General features: G+C 42.6%; 10 protein-coding genes and 1 pseudogene. 6 read left to right on the forward strand and 5 right to left on the reverse strand.

The window, feature by feature from the left end; genetic code table 11:
- Positions 1–24: 24 nt before the first annotated feature.
- Complete coding sequence (locus tag U9670_RS07335) at positions 25–6,531, reverse strand: S6 family peptidase (RefSeq protein WP_323842247.1); 6,507 nt, start codon at positions 6,529–6,531, stop codon at positions 25–27.
- Positions 6,532–6,702: 171 nt separating this feature from the next.
- Positions 6,703–7,296 (reverse strand): IMPACT family protein, encoded by a 594-nt coding sequence (locus U9670_RS07340; RefSeq protein WP_323842246.1) that lies wholly within the window; start codon positions 7,294–7,296, stop codon positions 6,703–6,705.
- A 67-nt stretch (positions 7,297–7,363) separates the two neighbouring features.
- Between U9670_RS07340 and U9670_RS07345 the strand changes: the two genes are divergently transcribed.
- From U9670_RS07345 to dapB, 4 genes are all read left to right on the forward strand, one after another.
- A complete protein-coding gene (locus tag U9670_RS07345) occupies positions 7,364–8,065 on the forward strand; it encodes a pseudouridine synthase (protein ID WP_323842245.1) in 702 nt (233 codons plus the stop codon).
- 110 nt (positions 8,066–8,175) lie between these two features.
- Positions 8,176–9,165, forward strand: coding sequence for a DsbC family protein (locus U9670_RS07350; RefSeq protein WP_323842244.1), 990 nt, complete (start codon positions 8,176–8,178; stop codon positions 9,163–9,165).
- A gap of 207 nt (positions 9,166–9,372) precedes the next feature.
- Positions 9,373–10,536 (forward strand): molecular chaperone DnaJ, encoded by a 1,164-nt coding sequence (dnaJ, locus tag U9670_RS07355; protein ID WP_323842243.1) that lies wholly within the window; start codon positions 9,373–9,375, stop codon positions 10,534–10,536.
- Positions 10,537–10,654: 118 nt separating this feature from the next.
- Complete coding sequence (dapB, locus tag U9670_RS07360; protein WP_323842242.1) at positions 10,655–11,467, forward strand: 4-hydroxy-tetrahydrodipicolinate reductase; 813 nt, start codon at positions 10,655–10,657, stop codon at positions 11,465–11,467.
- A 169-nt stretch (positions 11,468–11,636) separates the two neighbouring features.
- Here dapB and U9670_RS07365 read toward each other — a convergent pair whose 3' ends face one another.
- Positions 11,637–12,083, reverse strand: coding sequence for an NfeD family protein (locus tag U9670_RS07365; RefSeq protein WP_323842241.1), 447 nt, complete (start codon positions 12,081–12,083; stop codon positions 11,637–11,639).
- Positions 12,084–12,653: 570 nt separating this feature from the next.
- On the opposite strand from U9670_RS07365, the gene U9670_RS07370 reads away from it, so the two are divergent.
- Positions 12,654–13,499: a factor H binding protein domain-containing protein gene (locus tag U9670_RS07370; RefSeq protein ID WP_323842240.1), complete on the forward strand. Its 846-nt coding sequence runs from the start codon at positions 12,654–12,656 to the stop codon at positions 13,497–13,499.
- A gap of 136 nt (positions 13,500–13,635) precedes the next feature.
- Here the strand turns inward: U9670_RS07370 and parE are convergent, their stop codons facing one another.
- Entirely contained in the window at positions 13,636–15,528 is a 1,893-nt protein-coding gene (gene parE, locus U9670_RS07375) for a DNA topoisomerase IV subunit B (RefSeq protein WP_323842239.1), read from the reverse strand.
- Positions 15,529–15,793: 265 nt separating this feature from the next.
- On the opposite strand from parE, the pseudogene U9670_RS07380 reads away from it, so the two are divergent.
- Positions 15,794–18,613: pseudogene (locus tag U9670_RS07380) on the forward strand (S6 family peptidase); the annotation flags it as partial.
- A 62-nt stretch (positions 18,614–18,675) separates the two neighbouring features.
- Here the strand turns inward: U9670_RS07380 and U9670_RS08710 are convergent.
- On the reverse strand, positions 18,676–18,816 hold a 141-nt coding region (locus tag U9670_RS08710; RefSeq protein WP_416381517.1), incomplete at its 5' end, for a pentapeptide repeat-containing protein.

Genomic DNA, 18,816 nt, shown 5'->3' on the forward strand with positions numbered 1-18,816 from the left:
CAAGCCTGCTTGGTAGGCATCAATTTAGAATTTAAAATTAACGCCCGCTAAGGCATTGACTCTTGTGCCAGATTCATTGTTCTTGGCATAATCTGCCTGTAATTTTATCTCAACATTCTCTTTACCAAGCACAACTCCGACTTGCCCCACCACCTCATTGGCAAATTTTTGTGTCAATGCTTGGTTGTTGATATGAATTTTGGCATCAGAATTGGTATGGCGGTAGCTGACACCAACACTTGGACGAATATTCAGCCCATGTGTCATCTGAATGGCCTTGCCAATATTGACACCTGCCTGATAACTCATCATGCCAATTTTGTCTTGCTTAACGCTTACCTCGGTACCATCATTAACTCTGATTTGATAATTTGCGCTACCCAATTGATGGTAATGCACACCTGTGTGTACTTTCACATCAAGCAAGTCATTATTAAAAGTTTTGGCAACTCCCAAACCGACACTTGACATATTTTTGTTGATATCAGGCATTTGGGTTTGATGATGCTTTGTTTCGGATTTGGCTTGACCTATTGACACATCTCCCATCAATGCCAAACCATCATGATGTTGCCATTTACCGTATGCCGTACCCGTAACAAGTTGACCCTTACCTTTAAAGTCATCGGCATAATCAGCAACATAATGCAAATGACTCAAAGATGCCCCCAGTATCAAGTCGCCCATGCTCAATGGCAAAGCATGATCCAAACCAATTTGGGTCAGCTGACTTTTTTGTTCATAGCCACGATACTGGTCAGAAAAATGGTGAGTCTTTTGGGTGTCCGCCTGAATCCAAACACCTGAATGCTTGCTATCTAGATGTTGCACGCGCTCATTGATGCGCTGATTGATATGCACTAAGTGGTATGCCCCTGCTGACAATTCAGACAAAGCGGTATTTGCATATTGACTGATGACATCAGACTGCTTAACATTTTGAGCAGCCTGAGCATCTTGCCGAGCTTTTTGGGCGGCCGAATCTTTGGCTAAAGAAACTTTTTCGGCCTGCTGAGCTTCAGATTGTTTCTTAGACTCTTCTGCTTGGGTTAGCACCAATCGAGTTTGACTTTGCGACTGAATCAGACTAGCTTTTTGGGCTTTTAAATCCACCAAAGTTTGTGCCAACTTTTGAATCAACCGATCTCTTTCTTGCTCCAAAGCCACTATTAACTTAGATTTTTCATCAGCCAACCGTTCAACATCGGCCAATCTTTGTTGAGCCTCCGCTTGTTTTTGTTGCGATTGATTAAGAGCGACAATGACATCAGCTTTGGCAATCTCTGCTTGCTTTTGTATTTCTATGGCTTCATTTCTTGCCATCTGAGCTTGTTCACGCAGTTGTTGTTCTTGGCTTAATTGCTTTTGTAACTGCTCATTTTGAAGCTCAATGTTTGCCAACTGCTGATTCATCGCCATTAAACTTTGTTGAGCATCGACCAGTACTTGATTTTGTGAATCAAGCTTTTGCTGTGCCTGTGCCAAATGCACTTTAAGCTGAGCAATGGTTTGTTCATTTGCAGCAGTGCTGGCTTGTAATTTGGCACTTAAAGATTTAACATCGGCAAGAGCATTTTTTGCTTGCTCCTTTGCCAGCTGTGCCACTTTTTTAGCGTCTTCGGCTTGTTGTTGGGCCAGTTTGGTATTTTGAGCAAATAGCTGAGTCACCTGCTTAACTTGCTCTTGCGCTTGTTGCTTATCCTTCTCTGCTTTTTGTCTGGCCAAATCAGCGGTCTGTTTGTCTGCTTGAGACTGGATCAGTTTGGCCTGAATGCTTGCCAGTTCTTGTTGTTTGGCAACCAATTGGTTTTGGGCTTTTTCTTTGGCTTGATTGGCTTTTGTTAGTGCCTGCTCTTGCTTCGTCACTTGAGCCTGAACCTGCAACAAATTACTTTGCAATTTAGTAACATCAGCCAGACCCTGTGATTGTGCCAATTTCAAAGCACCTTCGAGAGCTTTTTTCTCAGCTTGTGCTTCAACCAAACCATCCTGAGCAACCTTCAAAGCTTTCTCTGCTTGATTTTTAGACGAAACTGCGCTCGCCAAATCCTCTTCCAACTTAGTTTTGTCAGATTTTAATCTGATAAAATCCGATTGAGATTTTACTAAGTTTTCTTGGACTTGTTGCTTATCCTTCTCTGCTTTTTGTCTGGCCAAATCAGCGGTCTGTTTGTCTGCTTGAGACTGGATCAGTTTGGCCTGAATGCTTGCCAGTTCTTGTTGTTTGGCAACCAATTGGTTTTGGGCTTTTTCTTTGGCTTGATTGGCTTTTGTTAGCATTTGGGTCAAATTGCCCAATTCTCTTTCTTTATTTGCCAGATTATTTTTCAAGGCAGTTTGAGCATCAACGACATTTTGCAATTCGTCCGTTTTTTGTGCTACCTGAGCATTGGCATTGGTCAAATCTTGGGTTAATTTTGCCACATCAGCCGAATCATTTTTCTGTGCCAGTTGCAAAGCCTCTTGTGCTGTCTTTTTAGCCAAAATAGCCTGAGCCAACTCGCTTTGAGCCTTCATATTCTCTGCGTTGGCAGCATCTAATTGGTTTTGTAAAGCCGACTTATCGCTCTGAGCTTGGCTTAGCACCAACTGAGTTTGGTTCAGCTCTTTTTGCGATTGGGTCAGATCAGATTGCAATTTTGCCAAATTGATTTGTGATTGACTCAAAGCTTCTTGGGCTTTTTTGGCAAGACTTGCCTGCTTTTTAGCTTCTTCTTCGGCCAATTTTAAAGCTTGCTCTGCCACACGCTGGGCATTTTGAGCATCTTGCTTTGCCTGACTTAAATCCTGCTGAATATCTTGAGCATTTTTTAGTGCCAACTTTGCATCATGCCATTTGTGTTCCGCATCTTTTTTATCGGCATTAGCTTGGGTTAATTGAGCTTGAGTTTGATTCAGCTGTTGCTCTATTTGATTTTTGGCTTGCTCAGCCTGAATGGCTTTGTTTAACGCTTCATCTTTTTGTTGATTGGCCAAAACCAACACTTGGTTAGCCTGCTCAAATCGCTTCTGTGCTTGATTTTGTAAATGTTCAGCATGATCTTGGGCTTGTTTTGCCATCAGTTGGGCAGCTTGAGCCTCAGTCAGAGCTTTTTCTTTTTCGCTAAGCTGTTGATTGAACGATGCCAACTGATGTCGCAACGCTGTCAGCTCTTCATCGTTTGTGTTTTTCGTGCCTTGAATGTTGGCAAGTTGTTGTTCCAAGTTGGTTTTTTGAGCTTGAAGTTCTTGCAAGTCTTCTTGAGCTTTGACTTTTTGGCGTTCAGCCTCAACTTGGGCGGTCAATGCCTGCTGCAATGACTGTATGGCTTGAGTTTTATCAATATCAGCTTGAGCCTTATCATTGATGGCCTGCCGTAAGGCGGCTTGAGCTTGTAGTTTTTCATTTTCAGCTTGAGTTTTGGCACCATTGACCGCATTGAGTTGATCTTGTAGAGCATTTTTAGCAGCCAAGGCCTCTTGCAGTGATTGCTGAGCCTGCACTCTTAAATCATCTGCTTGGGTTTGGGCGGTTTGTGCATCGGCTAATTGCTGGCGAATCTCAGCCAATTGTCTTTCAGCATTAGCCTTGCTTGCTTGTGCCTGCTCGGCCAGTTTTCTGGCATCTTGTGCCTGCTGCTGAGCCACTTCCAAATCTTTGGCACTTGCACCACCATTTGCCAGTGCCTGCTCCAAAGCCTTTTGGGCATCTTCTCGTGCTTTGATGGCATCAGCTAGGGCCTGTTTAGCCTTTTGGGCATCTTCTGCCGCCTTTTTAGCTTCAGCATCTTTTCGGACTCTAATCTCTTCTGACTTTTGCTCATTAAACAAATAATAGCGGTTGGTTTCGTCATTTTTTAATGTATAACGCCAAGCTCCTGCATGCACAAAGTCATCTTTTAGTTTAAACTCAACATCTTTGCTTTCTTGCCCGCCGTGTTTTAATGCCACCAAGTCAAGCTCAGCAACCTTGGCTTCTGCCCCTGTATTTTGCACAGTAAGTGTATGATTGCCTGTGGCATAACCATGCACAGTCAAAGTGTCGGCCTCACCTTGTGCCAAATTGGTTTGGTGATTGAATTGAATACTGCCTGACAAATCACCATTGAGGGTTAGATTTTTAAATTCGCTAGGGTTTGTCGTTGTGTTGAGCGTGATTTGACTGCCAGTCTTTCCGTCCAAATGGCCAATCTTACCACTGTCTGGCAGCTGCCAATGGCTGTTTTCATGCAGCACAACTTGGCTTCTGCGAGCACCTGATACAGCAAGGGTGAGCGGATTTGGATTTTTTAAATGCAATTGGCTTTCATCATTTAATTGCACATTTTTCGCCAAAACATCACTATTTAGGGTGATTTTGGCATGATTTTGGGCATTTAAGTTACCTAAAATCGTGGCATTATTCACATTAATATGGGCATGGTCTTGAGCATGAACATCGCCAGAAAGATTGAGCTTGACCAAATTTTTCTCAGCAATGGCCGCACTGCTACAATAAATTTGTCCTGTATAATCAGAGCGATAGCAATTATCTGTCTTGCCATTGACAGCACCCAAGTTTACAGTGGCATCACCAAATGCCGACACATCACCTGTCATCTGTGGCACATTACGACTGGTGGATAAGACGCCGTTATCCCTTACCTCAAAAGATTTTGCGGTAAAATTATGGTTGAGCCATTCATCCTCTAGGACCACATCTTTTTTGCCCAGATGGTCATAAGCGTGTGGAACAGGACTGCCTGAGAGTATCACTGTGCCATTTTCTACGCTCAACTTACCATCAAGATTGATATCGCCAGACAAAATCATCACTTTATCGGCAGATGATGCATTAACACGAACATTCAAAGCATGATTGGGTGTATCAACAGTAGGCTTAATTTCGCCCAGATTGCCCTGAAAAATCTGTCGGTTATTGCCAGTATCTAGATTATCTTGTACAGTCAAAGTCAAGTTGGCGGGTCTGTCAGGATTGTGATTGACGATTTTAGCACCCTCATCTACGGTGCGTAAACGATTAAAAGTTAAATCATTGCCATTTAAATCCAATCGACCACCGCGATGGCCAAACACGATATTATCAGGGCTAACTTGATGTTCATCACCAAGCACAACAGTGGGTCGACCACTGGTGATATGAACTTGATTAAAGGCCTGTCTTTCACCAGCACGGTCAGCTTGCTGTGCTAAAATCAGCTTACCATCTCCCACGCTAACATCACCTAGGTTTTTTCCTCTGCCAGACACGCTCAGCGTACCTTTACCGATTTTTGATAAGCGGTCACCTGCTGGATTATGCAATCGCCATTCTACTTTCTTGCCATCAGCAACAGATATCCCAGCCCCAACCCAAGTGGCATCATCACGGCTAGGACCTATGACTGTCATATCAGCATCAAAGTACAACGCCCCCGCCCCTTGGTGAATATCACTACCAAGACGCAAAGTGGCTCTCTCCCCTGAAAAATACACGCTTTTACCGTGATTTAAATCTTTACGAAAGTGCGTTTGGGTGGGGTTGGCTTGTGCTTTATCATACACATTGACCACTTGGCGTAAATCTTTATCGCCTGTACTGGTTATCGTGGAGGCATTTTCATTCACCAACCAATGAATACGAGAATCACGAACTTTATTGACAACATGAACTTTATCTTCGTTCATTGTTTTTTCAATAAAGTCATTATGATGCAAAACCGTCCAGTTGCCATTAACCTTATTGCCCGCGCGGTGAACAGCAATGGCGGTCCATTGTTGTTGGTCAGCATCATAGGCAATGATAGGAGAACCGCTATCACCACCCAGTGTTATCGTGGGCATAGGACCATAAGCACTACTATTAACAGCGGTACGACCATCAACAGCGCCAATATACAATTCACCACTTCCAAGCAAGGCAATGCCATTCATGATATTACCACCGATCAAATACTGATAAAACCCTGCTACTTCCTTATCCTCACCGCCTGCAATGGGGCGAACCTTTTGTACACCCATGCCATTTCGCATGATATAAGGAAAGCGTCTGCGGTCTTGCAAAACCTTCCAATCATCTACCTTTAAAACAGGTATCGGGGCTGTTTCGGTAACTAATTTATGCAAGCGAGGGATGTGATAATCATCAATATTAATTTCCCTGCCATTTTGACCACTTGGTGGCTTCTCATTTCTATCCACAATAAAATAGTTGAAATTACTTTCTGGGTGTCCGTCTTGCTTAGGAGAGCCAAAGGCTACAGATTTATAGTATTTATTATGTTTGACACTGGCAATATACTGCGGATCAATAAGATGAGCAACACCGTTATTAACCGAAATGATTGACCAATCAGGCACAGGCGTGCCATCAGCAAGCATGAATCCGCGTGAATGACCTTGGTTATCAATCACTTCAATATTACTCTCCCCCAGCACAAACTTTCCTTTATTTTCAGCAAAATCACGAAAGTATTGATAATTGATACTGTCGGTAACAACACCAGAATGGGCATCTAAAATAGCAAGGCTAAGAGCACTGGCAAGCAAAGTTTTTTTAAAATGATATGACATGATAATAAGTATTACTGATAAAAAAATAGTCCAATATTGTATCACATCTTGCTTTATCAGTTTTTATGTTTTTTGTATCTGATGATTATAATACTGTAATACGGTTATTTTACAATCACACTGACCATCAAGCTGAGATACACATACCGATACCGCCATCAACCAGATTGACTAACCGTCTACAACCTCTCCATAAATCCCCAAACTCATCTTAAAATCTGCCAACTGCTCACTCTCCATCTGTACGCTGATGATGACCGCCTGTCCATAATCTACGCCAATAATCTTACCAGCAACCTGCCCCACCAAATAGCGAATTTGTGCTTCATGGGCAAAATCTGTCACGACTTTGACCTTTGATTTGGCAATAAATGGCATCAACACCATATTATCTACCACCATCTGAGTAGCGGTGGCATAGGCTCGTGTCAATCCGCCTGCACCAAGTTTAATGCCACCAAAGTAACGCACCACCACGACAAGCACATTACCAATGCTCTTGTGTTGCAAAACATTGAGAATGGGTCTACCTGCCGTGCCATTTGGCTCACCATCATCATCAAAGCCTGCCGAGGTGGTGTTGTTTGGATCGCCAATGATGTAGGCGGTGCAATGATGCCGTGCATCAGGATATGCAGATTTTAGTTGTTCCACATGAAACATTGCTTGATCTTTACTGTCAATTGGATAAGCAAAAGCAAGAAATTGTGATTTTTTAATTTCATAAACAGCTTGGCAAGGGATAGATGGCGTATGGTAGGTCATGTTTTGGTTTTATTGAATAAATGTGATAAACTAGGCGGTATTGTAACTTATTTTAAGCAAAAAAATCATGCGATTAGACAAATTCATCAGCAAGGCCACCGAATTATCCCGCAGCGAATGCAAAAAAATCCTTCACCGTGGCGAAATCACCGTCAATGGCGAAATCATCAAAGATGGCAGTCACCACATTAATAGCGATGATGATGTCATGTGGGCGGGCGAAACACTGAGTGTTGCAGAAGGCAATCGCTACATTTTACTGTATAAGCCAGATGGCTTTGAATGCACACTTAAAGCCAAAGAGCACCCCATCGTTACCGATCTTATTGCCGTTCCCGAAGTATCAAGCTTACGCATGGCAGGGCGACTTGATGTTGATACCACAGGGGCGTTATTACTTTCTGATGATGGTGCATGGTTGCACCGTGTAACCAGCCCAAAACGCCACCAACCCAAATGCTATGAGCTGACTCTTGCCGACCCCATGAATGCAGATGAACAAACGCACGCCATCAAGCAAGTCGCAAACGGTATTTTGTTAGAAGGTGAAACCGAAAAAACCCACCCCGCCAAGCTGTCTTTCATAGATGAAACACACGCCACACTGATTTTGACCGAAGGTAAATACCACCAAGTCAAACGCATGATGGCGTATTTTGGCAATAAAGTCATAAAATTGCACCGTAGCAGCATTGGCACGATTACTCTTGATGGCTTAGAAATGGGCGAATGTCGCTTTTTGACAGCAGATGAAATTGAGCAGTTTTAACAAATTACCTTAACAAATTACCTTAAAAATGCTGAGCAAAAAGATGGCTTTCATCCACCAAGCCAACCCCTTTGTTTAAAAAAAAATTTAAAAAAAGGAAAATTACAACCATGAAAAAAATCATCAAGCCCCTTATTTTAGGTTTGGCTCTCACTACTGGTACAGCAATTGCTGCAGATAATAACACCACAGATAATCATGTGATTCGCACCACATTGACAAACGCAGGACTCACCGTCCCCATTCAAAGCATCGTGGCAAGCCCCATCAGCTCGCTCACCCTGCTTACTTTGGGCAATGGCCAAGAACCACTACTTATCACAGATGATTTGCAGTACATCATTCAAGGCAATATTGAGCCAAACCCAAGCAAAATACTTGATATAAGCAAACAAATCAGCACAGCAGCGGCAGGCACGCCCATCAGCAATGCCCACAAAACTGCTTTGCTTTCCAATATGACGGCTCTTAAAAATATTGACGACGATGCTGCTTTTTATCACACCAATATCAAAGATGTGCTATGGGGCGTATCGGCAAGTGGCACACCGTTTTTAGTGAGTGCTGATGGGCAGTATTTCATCAACGGAGAGATTTCTGTCATCAAAGAGGGACGGTTTGCAGGGCTAGACAATGACTTTGAGACCGCCAAAAACCGCCATGTATTCTCAAAGCTTGATGAAGACACGCTCACCATCTATCCTGCCAAAGGCCAGCAAAGAGCGGTTGTGTACATTGCCACCGACATCAACTGCCCATATTGCAGAATGTTTCATCATAAAATCCATGAATTTAACACAAAAGGCATCACCGTCAAAGCCATTGGCTACCCTGTTTATGATGAATCACATACTCCCATGCGTCAGATTTGGTGCGAAACCAACAACACCAAGCGTGCCGCTTTGTTATCTGCTGCCATGAAAGGCATTCATGGCATAAGCAACGCCTGCCAAAATGATAAAAACCCCATCAAACACAATCAAATCATGGCACATTCATTGGCAGTCATTGCTACGCCTGCCATTTTTAATGAACATGGCGATTTATTTCAGGGCGACTTTACCACAGATGAATTCTTAGAATTTTTAAATATTAAATAAAATAAGCAACCTAAATAAATACCACCAACCTTTATCAAGCCTTTAAGCGAAGACTTGTGCGAGATTTTATCATGACCGACAGAGCGTTTTTATGAATTTTTATCTCAATTTTTAAGGAAAATATGTAAAATTTTACACATGCCTACCTTGATAAATGAGGCAAAATCACCATAAAAAGCAAAACTATTTTGGCACTACGGAATTAACATGAGCAGAGATTTTTATACCATTTTGGGCGTAGATAAGTCGGCTGATGAAAAAGAAATCAAAAAAGCCTATCGTCGCCTAGCGATGAAATACCACCCAGACAAAAACCCAGATGATCCAACCGCCGAAGAGAAATTCAAAGAGGCAACAATGGCGTATGAGGTGCTGTCAGATGCACAAAAACGCGCCAGCTACGACCGCATGGGACACGCCGCCTTTGAGCAAGGCATGAATAATGGCGGTTTTGGTGGTGCTGGTGGTTTTAATGGCGATTTTGGTGATATTTTTGGTGATATTTTTGGACAGGCGTTCGGTGGAGGCGGAGGTGGCTTTGGCGATTTCTTTGGCGGTGGTCGTTCATCTCGTACGCGTGCCAGTAAGGGCAATGACCTACTTTATCGTCTCAGTCTAAGCCTAGAAGAGGCAGTTAAAGGCTGCAAAAAAGAAATACAGTTCAGTTCATCTGTCAGTTGTGGCACTTGTCGTGGCAATGGGGCAAAATCAGACGCAGACATCACCACCTGCCACAGCTGTGGGGGGCACGGTCAAGTGCGTATGCAACAAGGCTTTTTTGTCATGCAACAGACCTGTCCAGACTGCCACGGCACAGGCAAGACCATCAAAAATGCCTGCCCAGACTGTCATGGCGAGGGCAAGCAAAAAAAATCACAAACTCTGGAAGTTTCTATCCCAGCAGGTGTTGATGATGGTGACCGTGTACGCCTAGCAGGCAAAGGAGAGGCAGGCGATGCTGGTATGCCAAATGGCGATTTGTATGTTGAAATTCATGTCAAATCACACGAAATTTTTACCCGTCATGGTGCAGACTTGCACATAGATGTTCCCATAGACATTGCCACCGCTGCCTTAGGAGATGAGGTTGAGGTCCCGACCTTGGACGGCCGTTTAAAAATTAAAGTCGTTGAGGGCACACAATCTGGCAAACTGCTACGCATACGCGGAAAAGGCGTCACGACTGTGCGTGGTGGTATGCAAGGTGATTTGATTTGCCGAATCATTGTTGAAACACCAACCAACTTATCACATGAACAAAAAGAACTGCTTCGTCAATTCCAATCCACACTTGGCAAAGAAAATGCAGCAGGCAAAAAGAAGGGTTTTTTTGATAAAATCAAAGACGAGGTAAAAGACATTTTTGATTAATCATTTGGCATTGTCAAAAACACGGTAAAAAATTACCGTGTTTTTATTTTGTATTTTCATTTAAGGCTGTTTTGGGTATAATCCAATGCACCACTCACCAACTTTAAAGGACATCATCATGAGCAACATCAACATCGGCATCATGGGTGCATCAGGTCGCATGGGGCGAATGCTACTACAAGCAGTACTAGACAACCCAAACGCCAACTTAAAGGCAGGCTTTGTGCCAAATTTTTCAAGTTTGATTGGTGCTGATGCAGGTGAATTCATCGGCATGCCCAAAGTGGGTGTACCATTGTCCACTTTCACACAAGTTGAGCACTTAGAAGGATTGAATGCATTGATTGATTTTAGCCTACCCAATGCAGTTGATGCAACCATTGATGCTTGTGTGTCAGCAGGTGTTCCGATGGTTATGGGGGTAACAGGTTTGTCTGATGAGCAAGAAATTAAATTAAAAAAAGCCAGCCAAAGCATTCCTATTGTCTATGCTGGCAACTATTCAACAGGCGTCAATTTATCGCTCAATCTGTTGGCCACCACCGCCAAAGTGCTAGGACTAGATACTGATGTTGAAATCATCGAACATCACCACAAACACAAATTAGATGCACCATCTGGTACGGCATTGATGATGGCAAAGTCAGTTGCTGACGCTCGTGGTCAAAGCCTAAAAACCGCCCTAGTTCATGGTCGTCAAGGCACATTAAAACGCACGCCAGGTGAGATCGGCATGCACGCCATTCGTGGTGGCGAAATCGTCGGCGAGCATACGGTTGAATTCATCATGAATGGTGAGATCATCGAAATTACCCACAAAGCCATGAGTCGTATGACCTTTGCCATGGGTGCGGTGCGTGCTGCCAGCTGGGCGAGCGGTCAGTCTGCAGGTTTGTATGACATGCAAGATGTGCTTGGTTTAAAGGCATAATTTGTAAAAACCACAAACCAACAGCCTTTAAATATCATGCAATTTGCATAAACAAAAAATGAGCCAACAATAAAAAATTAAAAACACAATGAGCTACCAAAATTGGGGCGATTAAAAAAGCCTCAAAAATTAGGTCCATTTTCCTAATTTTTGAGGCTTTTCATGGCATTTAGACCACCCTTTCAACAAATAACTCATTACCCACAACACGCTTTATCATCGCACGCTCTCCTACTAAGATGGGCACATCATCATGGGTACGGCACACCCATTCACTTGCCCCAAGCAATGGTACATTAAAGCGAATTTTACCACCCTTACTATCAGTATGTTCAACAATCATGCCCATCTCACCAATGATGCCAGCACCGCCCAAGCCAGCCTTAGTGCGGGTTTGAATCTTTGGCTGAATGAACCTAAACCAAAGTACGCACAGCACAATCGACAACAAAAGCCAAATGATAACAGCGATACTCCAACCCATCGGTATTAGCCAAAATACCAATGCCACGATCAGTGCCGCCACACCAAACCAAATCAGAAAAAATGATGGTAAAAACATCTCAAGCGTGACTAACGCCACCCCAAAAACCAGCCAATGCCATGCCTGAATCATCTTTTAGCCCTCTTATAGCCATTTGTCTCTTTATTTTGATCTTATTCTGTGCAGTATACAGCCAAACAGTGTATAAAGCCATAGTAAAATCTGCCAGACCATTGATTTGGCCCTCATCAATCCATAATGTCATATTACAGCATCACAATGCCATCACCTAAGTGCTCAGTTGGCAAGCTTACCACAAAGTAATTTGCTAATGGCGGCGGTGACTTTAAGATCCGCGTCCAATCGTTTCAATCAAGTCAAGCCAGACTACGATCATCAGGATTCACCTCACCGATCAGATGTGAGGTCATTTACATAAAATTACAAATATCACCCATCATTCATGCTATACAACATCAAAAGCCATACGCCATACCAGTAAATACACAAAGCCAAAAAAGCAATCAGCATTTAAAAAAATGTTTGAATACTTATGTGTCAGATTTTTTGCTAGTTTTTATTGTATATTTGCTTTAAATTTGCTATGATAACAATAAGTTTAATTCTGGCACAATAATGTAATATATAGTGTCATTCACTGATGCCATTTGGCATACCTTTATACCCATCTTGGAGATTGTTATGCAAGTTAAACATGTTGCTCTTGCCATTTCTGTTGGCATGCTATTAACCGCTTGTGCTACCGGCAGTGGTAGTAGCAGTGCAAGTATTGCAGTTGATGCCCCAAAACCCGCTTACTCAGGTAATTTATATGAAGACCTTGAGCTCAAAAGCGACCTAGAGGGCGTGTTTTCTACATTCAGCAAACAAGATGCATGGGTAAAAGATTTACGCGTAAAAATTGGCGATAAAACTTTTGACAATGGCAGTAAAATCAATTTTAAAGAGCTTGGTCAAGGCTTTGTTGTGATGCCTGTTACAGCCAGCATGCAAGTGACTGTTGACCATGAAGACAAAGCACAAATGAAAAGCGGTGAAAAAATCGTGAGCGGTAATATGGCGCTATTGCAACAGCAATACTCACTTGCTTTTGTCGGACTGCACAACAAAATTACTCACGCTGACGGCACACAAACTGTTGCCAAGATTGATCTTTTTGGTAGCGTGCATGGAAAAGAAACAAAAAATCTACCTGCAGGGCAAGCTACATATGTCGGCAAAGGCTATAGCATTTTTAATAATAAATTTGACAGCAAAAACGATGTCGACACCTACAACTTTACTTACAATGTTGACTTTGCCAACAAAACAGGCGAAGGCTCACTGGTCGGCCGTGACACATTGACACTACAAAAAGGTAATTTAACCTTTAACCTAGAAGATGAAGAACATCAAATAGAAGGTAAAGTTACTGGTCTATCAAATGGTGAGTATAAGTTGAATTTCTTTGGTGACAACGCTGAAGAAATAGCAGGGTCTTTTGATAGCGATAGCAAAACAGGCATCATTGGCGGCAAAAAACAATAAGCCCACAAAGATTGCCAACAAAAATAAAAAACCACACAATTTGTGCGGTTTTTTATTTAATCAGCCAAAACACACTCTTAGTTCAACAAGCATTCAATAAGCCATGCCCAATGTCGCACCAATATAACATCAATAATCACACCGCCAAATCTGCCAAGTCACCTTTGGTCTCCAACCAAGTCTTACGGTCAGATGAGCGTTTTTTAGCTAAAAGCATGTCCATCAGCTTTGAGGTTTGCGTCCAATCATCTAAGTCAAGCTGAACCAGCCTGCGAGTATCAGGGTTCATTGTTGTCTCACGCAAATGATCAGGGTTCATTTCTCCCAAACCTTTAAACCGAGTAATCTGAGGCTTGCTTTTATTCTTGGTCTTTTTTAGGATATTGTTTAATTCATCATCATCAAGGGCATAATACACCTCTTTACCAATATCAATACGATACAAAGGCGGCATGGCAACAAACAAATGCCCTGCCTCCACCAACGCCTTAAAATGCTTAACAAATAACGCACAAATGAGTGTGGCGATGTGCAGTCCGTCCGAGTCAGCATCTGCTAAAATACAGATTTTATCATAACGCAATTCGGACAAATCGTCAGAAGCAGGGTCAACGCCAATGGCAATGGCAATATCATGAATTTCTTGACTTGCCAAAACAGTATCGTGCGAGATTTCCCATGAATTTAAAATCTTACCACGCAAGGGTAAAATTGCTTGAAAATGACGATCTCTTGCTTGTTTGGCCGAACCACCCGCCGAATCACCTTCCACCAAGAACAACTCTGCCCCATCTTTTAAATCACCCTTACAATCGGCAAGTTTTCCCGGCAAGGCTGGACCTTGTACAACTTTTTTTCTGGCAACTTTTTGGGCAGATTTTAGGCGTTTACCAGCGTTGGCAATCGCAAGCTCAGCGATCATCTTGGCAGTATCTGGATGAACATTAAGCCATAGACTAAACGCATCTTTGGCTAAGGCCTGCACCAAAGGAGCGGCCTCACGACTGGATAATCGCTCTTTGGTTTGTCCACTAAACTGTGGTTCAACAAACTTGAGCGATAAAATAAAATTCACCCCCTCCCATACATCATCGGCCGTCAGACGAACATTTCTAGGCAACAAATTATGGATTTCACAAAACTCTCTTAACGCATCAGTGATGCCCGTACGCAGTCCATTGACATGGGTTCCGCCTTGTATGGTGGGAATGAGATTGACATAACTTTCAGCGACACAAGCACCACCTTCAACAGACCACGCAACCGCAAATGTCGCCCCGCCACGCTCGCCACCGACTGGCTCTTGACTAAAATAAAAAGGTGCCATAGGGACAATTTGCGTATCGCCAAGCTGTTCGGTCAGATACTGCACCAGACCGTCTGTATATTGCCAAGTTTCGCTATCAATAGGGTCAATTTCTGAAATAAAGTCAATCTTTAGCCCTGCAGACAAGACCGCTTTAGCCTTTAAATTATGCTTTAAGGGCTTGATGGCAAACTTAGGGTTGTCAAAATATCGCTCCTCCACCCAAAAGCGTACTTGCGTCCCTCGCTTTTTCTTATTACTACTTGGCTTTTGTGTCAGTGCTGTTACAGGCACACCCTGCTCAAAAATCATGTGATACTCAAAGCCATCTCGCCACACCGCAACCTCTACTCGCTTGGATAAGGCATTAACAACACTGATGCCAACTCCATGCAAGCCACCACTGATGGCATAATTATCTGTAGAAAATTTGCCACCTGCGTGCAATCGTGTCAAAATCAGTTCTATACCTGATTGATTAAATTCTGGATGCACATCAGTTGGCATACCCCGTCCATCATCAAGCACCGATAATGAACCGTCCGCATGGAGCGTTACTGTGATATTTTTGGCATGCCCAGCCAAAGCCTCATCAACCGAGTTATCAATCACTTCTTGGGCCAAATGGTTAGGGCGTGCCGTATCAGTGTACATGCCTGGACGACGACGGACAGGCTCCAATCCTTCTAAGACTTCTAAGTTTTGGGTGGTATATTGATTCATTTTTTTGTACTTATTTTTGAAATAAAAAGATATTGTAACCCATTTTGAAAAATATTTGAATTTGACTGCTAAAATTCCTCACATTCATCAAAATACCATCAATCAATCAACACAAAAAATTATTCAAAAGGCTATGATGACATGCGTGTTTTTTTGGTGTTCATGTCTTATCATATTTATCGTCTGATACTACAGAGTAAGCTTGTTGTTTTATTGTTATTATTATATAATCCAAAAAATTTAGACCCACCAAATGAGCTATTTCATGAAAATATTAAAACCCACCCTACTGGCTTTGGCAGTATCATCAACACTTGCTCACGCATCTAGCTTGCGTAATGACATCAATCTACAAGTTTATCGTGATTTTGCAGAAAACAAGGGTGAATTTATTGCAGGTGCTACCGACATTACAATCACCGATAAAAATGGCAAAATACTGGGCAAATTGCTGCCCGACGGTGTGCCCGTACCTATTTTTTCGGCCACTTCCAGTGGCAAAGGCATCTTAACATTAGTTGCACCACAGTTTGTCACAAGTGTACAGCACAACTATAATACATATTTTAAGGAAGTTGAATTTGGCACTCATGATGTACATCATGCCCCAAAAAATCGGTATCATGCCGAGCTTCGTAACGATTATGAAACCAAAATCAACCCTCTTGATAAAGAATATTATGCAACAATCAAAGCAAATGGTGAGGGTCATTTTGCGATTGATGACGAAGTAAAAGATGGTGTTATCACACAAGACGAAGCATATGCACGACAACTCAATTTTTATGACTTTAATATCCCAAAATTAAACAAAATGGTTACCGAGGTTGCACCAACGCTGACCAGTGACTCTGCTCAAAGCTTTGACCCAAAAAATTATGCAGCTTTCATGCATGTAGGGGGAGGTGCACAAGAAGTTATTGATCCTAAAACTGGCGACGGCATACTCTTAAAAGGCACTCACCCACAAGACCAGCATCAAGACAATTTTTTTGTTTATCGCTTTTTGACGGCAAGTGCAGTGCCTCGTTTTTCAGATGAGCCACGAGTAGATTGGAGCAACTTTACCCATGATGGTATCGTGTACTACTTGATGAGTGAGCGTTTTAAATTTGAGGATTTGTACGATTCTACAAAAAAAACCACCGATTCACCATTGGCAGCAGTAGCACAAAGTGGTGATAGTGGTAGTGGTCTATACGGTTTTAACAAACTCACTAAGCAATGGGAATTGGTAGGATTGGTTGCTAGTGGCGATGGACAACCTGGTGCACGCAGTAAATCTCCAAATGATGATGGTAAGAATGGTTCCAGATACACAATCTTTGACCGAGAGTTTATGGAGAAAGTAATAGCTCGCAGAGCTGTTGGAGAGATTGCAGGTGAGCTGGCTTGGCAACAAGACGGTGATGATACCAAATTCATCACTGATGATAATTCAAGCTTCACCCTGGGTAAGCATGATGATTTGTATGTTGATGAAGACACACATCTAAAAATCAAAGGCAATGTTGTACAAAAAAGCGGTGGCATTCATGTAGGTCTGGGTGGACAACCCACCCATCTGATCATTAGTGGTGGCAGCCATAAAGGTGGGGGTGTTAATGTCGCTAATGGCAGCTCTGTGAATTTTTCTAGTCAGATTACCGCTGATGATTATCTGGCCAAACTTGGGGAAGGTACGCTTGTCATTGATGGCAATAACAACAACCAAGGTGGCATCTCAGTTGGTGATGGCGTGGTGTATCTATCCAAAGAAGGTCAAGCTGCTAATTATGTAGAGCTGGCCAGTGGTCGTGGCACGGTGGTGCTGGATAAACCAAATCAGGTGAAAAATAATGACTTCAGATTTGGTCATCGAGGTGGTGTGCTAGACATACATGGACAGACCATCACCACTGACTATATGCACAATGTCGATGATGGTGGTATCATCACCAACCGTGCCAATACCAACGGTTCGGTGATTTGGAAAGGCGAGCGAAAACTTCTAAATGAAACAAAAAATGGCATTAACTACATTCTTAATGAGCAAACAAACGATCTTTATATCCTGATTGGCGATAGTAAGATGCGCACCACAGGAAAAACGGACAATAATTATGTGCTCGTAGGCACTCAAAACAGTGAGCCAGGCAATAGCAACAAGATTAATAAGAAAGCTCGTGAATTTCAAAAACTCCAAGGCAATCGCACCGCTTTTTCTGGGAAACTGGGCGAGCAGACTCAGACTGGAAAGCTGGATTTTGTCTTTGATCCAAAAGACAGCACCAATGGCCTGTTGTTGTTGACAGGTGGTAGTGTGCTAAATGGTAAAATTAAGGCAAATGATGGCAAATTAGTACTGGCAGGAAGACCGACACCAAGAGCGTTTGACCATATCAATCAAACAGAATTTGACCCCAACAAAAACACTTGGATAGAGCGTTCTTATCAAGCTGACAGCATAGAAGGTACAAATAATGCCGTCATTAAAACTGCTCGTGGTGCCAATGTCCTTAAAGCAAATATTGTAGGTAGCCAAAATGCCAGTTTTGATATTGGTTTTTCTAACAATGCCTCAGATAAGCTGTGCATACGCTCAGATTATAACGGTCTGATTGAATGCAGTGCACTCATTCCAAACCAGACTCAAACACACGAAGTTCGCACTTCATTATTAGGCGATGCCAAATTAACAGATCGTGCCAAATTGCAACTCACTCACACTGATTGGACGGGCTCTGCCAATACCAACAAAGACAATACCATTACGCTAAATGATAGCAAATGGCAAATGAATGATAATGCTCATATCGGCAATTTGACATTATCAAATGCGCAAGTACATTTATCAAAAGACGGTTTGGCAAAAGATAAATTTAACACGCTGACGGTGCAAGGGGATCTGACAGGTTACAGTGATATTTATTATCGCACCCACATCAAAGAGCTTAAGGGTGACAAAGTTACTGTAGAAGGTAAAAGTGCGGGCACACACATCCTGCATGTCTCTAACAGTGGTAAAGAACCTGCTAAGGCAAACAGCACACTATCGTTGTTTGAAACCAAAGGCGGTCGTGAAGATGGTTTAAAAGTCACCCTGCACAACCAAGAGGTAGACCTTGGCGCTTATCGTTATGTATTAGGCGATGATAAGCAAAAATTTTATCTATATAGCCCAATGGTCAATCTAGAAGCGGAGCGTAAAGAAGCGGAGCGTAAAGAAGCGGAGCGTAAAGAAGCGGAGCGTAAAGAAGCGGAGCGTAAAGAAGCGGAGCGTAAAGAAGCGGAGCGTAAAGAAGCGGA

The sequence above is a fragment of the Moraxella tarda genome, assembly GCF_035181405.1.
Taxonomy (GTDB): domain Bacteria; phylum Pseudomonadota; class Gammaproteobacteria; order Pseudomonadales; family Moraxellaceae; genus Moraxella.